This is a genomic window from uncultured Agitococcus sp. (assembly GCF_937920075.1).
Lineage (GTDB): Bacteria > Pseudomonadota > Gammaproteobacteria > Pseudomonadales > Moraxellaceae > Agitococcus.
On record NZ_CALETI010000167.1, the window covers coordinates 1 to 5,892 of the forward strand.

A 5,892-nucleotide genomic window follows, 5' to 3' on the forward strand; every position below is an offset into this window, starting at 1 on the left:
GTATTATCTCGCCTGGTAACTACGCAACACTGAGAAAATGAACATTTTGTACAAGTTATAAAAAGCAAAATCTACCCAGTACGCGCGCGCGCGTATCTCTCCAATTATTGAACAGTATCACGCCTTTTATACTTCGGAAAATCTCTTATTGTTCTATCGCTAAAACATAAAACATAGGTGCAGCAACATGACTAAGGTTCTAGTTATGCGCCTTTATTGTGTCGCATCTTGCTCCAGTTCAAAACGAGGGCAAGTCTGCACAGAATCGCACTCTTTACTTAAGTCAAAGTGCGATAGTGTGCAGACGATAACGTCAAGCGCATTGCTTTTTTATGATAAAACTCGCACATTCGCGCAAGGCATCAAGTAAAAAAACATCGCCCTCCATCATGCAATGCCCCCCATTGTCTTTAGGTTCTAAAAAGGTACAGTCAACACACTTAACCATGCTCGAATAGCGTACAGGGTCAATAATGTTTATCTGTTGGCTTGTTTTTGCTTGGTGGGCAATGTCTTTTTGCGTGACTGGGGGCGGCTCGAAGTCGAACGCGCTTAAATCAACGTCTTGCGGTGGTGGTGCGTGGGTGTCGAAGTCTCTTTTTGTGACTTTATCGGGCAATGGACGTGTGATTGTTGGTTCGTCCAGAACATCATCTCGAAAGTGTGCGCGGTCGATGACTGCATCAAGCTGCTCTATTAAAGTACGGTCTAAAAGCGTGAATCGTGCGCGTGATGTCTGCACAGAATCGCCACTATTACTTAAGTCATTTGGCGATTGTGTGCAGAAGTTTGAGCTTTTTTTCTCATACCCACACTGACGCAAAATCACAAGCGCGCTTTTCATCGCGCTCTTAGGCTGCCTGTTCTTTCGTGCGTAAGACTGAGGCAATAACTCATATTGAACGCCAACACGCCCTACACTAAGCGCGTTCTGTACAATCGTTTGAGCTGTCGCTTGGTCTAAAGACTCCAACGCCTCAATGTCCACGCCCTCGAATATCTGCCCGTACAGGTCACACAACACGGGACTATGCTCTACACCTTGTAGTGCAATCCCTCGACACGCTGCACGCCTTGCCAACAATTCGCGCCCTCGTCCTTCTCCCCATATCTTTAAATCATCTGTGCTTATCGCGTTCCAGTCTTGTGCCAAGTGTTCCCTAAGGTCGTACTTGTCTAGCGCGTCTATCTGGTCTTGTGTCCATGCGCTACACGCTTTTAAAGACTCATATTCGCTTATGCTGAGTGTTTGAGCTGAGTTAAGAGTAAAGGCACGTTCATCGTTTAACTGTTGATACGCTTCAATAGCGGCTTTTGTGCTGCCAGTTTCAGGTACTACATTTTGATAACTTACGTTAAAGCCCACACCCTCTAAAGTATGACAAAGCGCGGCACAAAAGTTTTGACGCTCCCAATTCACGTTGGCGGTTATTTGATTTTTTAAGCTGTAAAAATCAGTGATTCGCTTTTCTGGGGTGGTGTCGCCTAACCTTTGGCGGAATGGCAACCATGTATAAATCTGTACGTCTTTAACGTACCTGACTCGACGTATCATTTGTACTGCATCTTGAGGTACTACGCTCGAACCATCAGCAATAAAAAAAACATCGTCAAAGTGACGCCCGTCTCTATGCTCGATTGAGATACCGCAACTTATAACAGGGCTTGCTATAACGTAGTCATAATTTAGCGACTCTCTCTCCGCACTCTCTAAAAACTTCTTTTTTTCACAAGTAGGCGTTTTTGCATGGATAACCGCACCACGCCCACACCCTCGCAAGGCTTGCGCTATCAACCGTCCTAATTTAACTGACCCTACGCTTATCCAAACTTTTTTCCCTCTCTTTAAGCGTGATTTTATATCGGTTATGGCGGCTGTTCCGCCCTGTATTTGTTGGGTCGCAAAATGAACATGGGCGTTTATGCCGTCACCCGATTTTTTGCTAGTCTCTACGATGTGTATTTTCTCATTGCCTAGAATTGACTCTAGCCATTCAATCAATTCATCATTCGCGCCTGCATCACACAAAACAACTTTAGGGGCTGTTCTAATCGTTTTTACCAATAAATCATAAACATCTTGGGCGGTCGAGTCTCTAGCGGTCGAGGTTTGTTGTGTATAAATACTTTCTAAAGAACGTAACATCTGGGCGGCTTCGTCCCCGAACAACACGTCGCAAGCCTCGAACGCGCTACGGATTAAAGGCGACGCTATAGAATGAACGCACGAACCAAAAAACCTATAAATCTCTTTAGCGTTCGCCCCCTCGTTTAATCGTTCTTGTACTTTGTTGTAAGAGGTTAATTTAAGTCTGTCGCAAAGCTCCTCTACTAATACGCTACTGTGCGTTAATGCAGCAAAGCGTTGTCCGTTCCGTTCTGCCATATCCCTAAAGCCACGCCCTACTTTTTGAGTCTTGCCTTCACCCATTGCAGCTCTGACAATCAACACACGCCCCTCTTTTAGCTCTAGTACGTCCTCTAATCGCGTTACTTGCGTGTATATATGGCGCGCTTTAGCATCATCACTAATCACGACACTTTTTAACGATTTCGCTTTGATATATTCGCTTGTTTGTTTGCCCCATTCGACACACGCAGCGAATGTTAAAGGGTGAATCTTATCGCCTAAAGTCTCTTTTAATTGTTTGATAGAATCATCAAAACTGTACCTAAAAGGGCTGTTATTAGCGATTGTGTTCACGGTGTAGGCGGTCAATCTCACGATGTCATCGGGGTCGGTTGTTGTTGCGATTGCGTCTAAGCACCCTCCTAGCTTTTTAGGATATTCGCTAAGGCTTTGTAAGGCTGCCCAGAGGGCTTGAGATTCAACAACTAGGGGCTTATCTGATTGTTGTATCAGTTCTTGAACATTATCAGACTCACTTAACAGGGCGTTATCTAACGGGGCGTAGTTCCTGCTTTTGGCTCTCGCTTTGTCCTCAAAAACATCATCACTTAACCCAATCTCACGGGCTGCTTTCGACAAATGCGCCTTCATTACGTTTTCATCAAGCGCGCCTGCGTGAACATATCCGTAGATGTAATATAAAATTCTATTGAGCGTATTATCTCGATTGCCTGTTTTAGTGTTCCGTAGCTCTCTTACGCTGCGTTCTAGCGCGTTTTGTGCTGTTGCCCTTAGAAACGTACTAGCAAACAATCCGCGCCCGTTAGCGGCTTGTATAGCTTGCTGAGTCTTGCTCGATAACTCCTTTTTAGCTTTCGTTTTTTTGATGTGTGATAAGTCTATGTTTGAGACTAACGGCACATGAAAAGCTCCTCCTTCGACAAAGCCTAAACGAGTCTCACAAGGGTCGGTGTAATCAATTAGCGCGTTTATAGGTGCGGCTGTGTAATGCCATTGAACAGGGTTAAACATGGCACTATCAATTAGCGCGTTTGAGTTCTTAGGGTAATAGTTCAATAAGTTTTTAGATGTTCGCGCCTCGTCCAAGAATAACCAAACATGAGCCTTTAATAAAAACGGGTCACTATCGGGCTTGCCTGCACTCCCTGACAACTGCCAAACATAGCCTACAGTGTCAGGTACGTTTATTTTTTCGAGGTAATAAGCGACTGCTTGCGCTGCTTGTGTTCGTATGTCGTAAGGTGTGACTAATTCATCACAATCAAAACATAGCCATTTACGCGGTGAATCTGTGAAGTGGGGTTCTATGCCGTCTTTCTTGTGAATTCGTTTATAAATAAACTTATGCTTTTCTAAATGCTCTATGCCGTCTTGTGTAAGTTCGCCTCTCGCTATCGCGCTATTGGGTCGAGTAGATAGCGTTTTTATGAGTTCGTATAACTCTCTAACATTCGCGGCTTGTGCAAAACGAGGAGTAACTCTTAACAAATGCGCTGTTTTGCTGTTTTTTGCATTGCTCCACACTTTAGCCAATGCGCGCCCGTTCTTATAAATCCCTGACAAAATAGGGAATGTGTAATGCGAATCTGCTATAATGTGAGGGCTTGTTAAGGTTGTACTGGGGGCTGTACCATCGTCCAATGGTTCGCCCTCGCACCTTTTAAGGTTATCAAGTATCAGGGTCATTATTTGACTCCCTTCGGATAATGTAAAAACTCATAATAAAAATCTTGATGTTTGAATCCACACGAACGCATGGTCATTTTTATTCTTACTTGTACTCCCCACCCTCTAGCTCGCATCTCTCGCACTGTTTTGTTTGTTTTAAAGTCATCGCCATAAACGGCTTTAGCTTCGGCAAAACTCATTTGTTTAGCTTTGGCTAAGGCTTCGCCTAGCGCGTCTTCTTTTGCTTCTTTCGTCATTCGTTCGTTATGTGAATTATTCATCGTTCGCGGCCTCTTTGCTTGCGTCTAAGCGCGTTTCTATCCAGTCTTCAACATCAGCGCGAACAAATGCAATACGGTCGCCTAATAAGCGAACCATTGGGGGGAATAAGCCAAGTTTTGTGTATTTAAGAATGGTCGAACGTGGGCAATTTGTCATCTTTGCCGCTTCGGGCAATAAGACAAAGGGCGATTTTATTGCGGATTGTGAATCTGTTGTCATGGTGTTGCTCTCTAAAGAACATCACACCTAAAGCGATTATTGCGTAGTTTTTGCGTTTAGATTGCGCTTTATTTACGGTTTATTTACGTTTATTTTCTATAAACCTTGCGTATATCGTCTCTACGGTTATAAGATAAAAACAGTTAAAACGTAAAAAGCCCAACTTTTTGCATTAACTAAAACAATTCGCTCCTTGTGTGCGTGTTGTTTGATTAAGCTGTTTAGTTTCTGACCCGCCAAGATTAGAGAACTAACAGCGCGATTTTGAAAAGCCTAGCCTAAAAAACTAGGCTTTTTTCATTTGAATATATCCAGTTCCTGCAATGGGTTCTGTATATACTCGCAATGTGTACTGTGTCTTAGATGATAACTAAAAAAAAAAATTTGTGTAGTTTTTTACGCTAAACATTGATGTTTATAAAAAATCTACTTTTATCAATATATCGCCCTCATACTCTAAAAAGTTTCTCAAGTAAGAGTACGCTGCCCCCAATGTTTTGAATTGACGCGCCTGTGGTGGGCTAGTCATGCGCTGAGGTGCAATAGATTCACCGTCTATGGCTATCTCAAAATGATTTTGAAAGCCTAAGATGATTGGGATTAAATCAGGTTTGTGATTTAGTAAGACTTTAGCATTGGGCGCGGTTAGCATTGTTGCAGCTCCAGCACTTGAGCCTTAAATTCATCATAATCTGATTTGCTGATAAGTTCGGCTATGTAGGCGCAATCAATGAAGCCACTCACATAAAGTGTTTTAGTAACTCGCTGTAAATGTGTGCAAGGTGCTGATTGTGCTATCTGATCGGCTGATTGTTTGATAAGGTCATCAATAACGCATAATTGCATGGTAAAAGCTCCTAAAAGTAGAGGCTTAATCATACAATCATAAGTATATTATTGATAATCTTTTTAGTGTTATTGAATGGTCAAAGTGCTGTTTTTATCAATGTGAAGACCTAGCAAGTAACCACATTCATCGACTAATATGCTGTTTTATAACGATATTATTTTTTAGTTTTTCAATAAGTACCCCCAAAAGTACCCCCTTTTTCTTTTGCTACCCCCTAAAAACTGTCCAAATTGTTCATTTTCCGAGTCCATAAAAACAACAAGATTACACCAAGTTTTACCACAAGGTTACCACAAGGTTTTGCCGATTTTTTCCGCATCACTACGGTAAGGTTACGGTAAGGTTTTGGAAAGGGTGGACGCTAACATTACACAAAGGTAAGGGTAACATTAGGGTGACTTTTTCCGCATTACTACGTCAAGATTAGGGCAAGATTACGGCAAGGTTTAGTCAAGTTTTTATAAATCCCAAATGTGTATTTTGGGGATATAAAAAAATGACT

5 protein-coding genes are annotated in these 5,892 nt (G+C 42.5%); all 5 read right to left on the minus strand.

Annotated elements, in window-relative coordinates; translation table 11 throughout:
* Positions 1-313 precede the first annotated feature (313 nt).
* Positions 314-4,057, minus strand: coding sequence for a hypothetical protein (locus tag Q0212_RS06160; RefSeq protein ID WP_297923629.1), 3,744 nt, complete (start codon positions 4,055-4,057; stop codon positions 314-316).
* Positions 4,057-4,320 carry a hypothetical protein gene (locus Q0212_RS06165; protein ID WP_297923631.1) on the minus strand — a complete coding sequence of 88 codons (264 nt, stop codon included), beginning with the start codon at positions 4,318-4,320 and terminating at the stop codon, positions 4,057-4,059. The genes Q0212_RS06160 and Q0212_RS06165 overlap by 1 nt, the downstream gene beginning before the upstream one ends.
* Entirely contained in the window at positions 4,313-4,540 is a 228-nt protein-coding gene (locus Q0212_RS06170; protein WP_297923633.1) for a helix-turn-helix domain-containing protein, read from the minus strand. Before Q0212_RS06170 ends, Q0212_RS06165 begins: the two co-directional genes overlap by 8 nt.
* Before the next feature lie 415 nt (positions 4,541-4,955).
* On the minus strand, positions 4,956-5,192 hold the full coding sequence (locus Q0212_RS06175; protein ID WP_297923635.1) for a hypothetical protein: 237 nt from the start codon (positions 5,190-5,192) through the stop codon (positions 4,956-4,958).
* On the minus strand, positions 5,186-5,386 hold the full coding sequence (locus Q0212_RS06180; protein WP_297923637.1) for a hypothetical protein: 201 nt from the start codon (positions 5,384-5,386) through the stop codon (positions 5,186-5,188). Before Q0212_RS06180 ends, Q0212_RS06175 begins: the two co-directional genes overlap by 7 nt.
* Positions 5,387-5,892 lie beyond the last annotated feature (506 nt).

What these genes read in the sequence shown, in the direction of transcription:
- Q0212_RS06160 (WP_297923629.1), bottom strand. Translation starts at nt 4,057, where the DNA reads ATGACCCTGATACTTGATAACCTTAAAAGGTGCGAGGGCGAACCATTG.
- Q0212_RS06165 (WP_297923631.1), bottom strand. Translation starts at nt 4,320, where the DNA reads ATGAATAATTCACATAACGAACGAATGACGAAAGAAGCAAAAGAAGAC.
- Q0212_RS06170 (WP_297923633.1), bottom strand. Translation starts at nt 4,540, where the DNA reads ATGACAACAGATTCACAATCCGCAATAAAATCGCCCTTTGTCTTATTG.
- Q0212_RS06175 (WP_297923635.1), bottom strand. Translation starts at nt 5,192, where the DNA reads ATGCTAACCGCGCCCAATGCTAAAGTCTTACTAAATCACAAACCTGAT.
- Q0212_RS06180 (WP_297923637.1), bottom strand. Translation starts at nt 5,386, where the DNA reads ATGCAATTATGCGTTATTGATGACCTTATCAAACAATCAGCCGATCAG.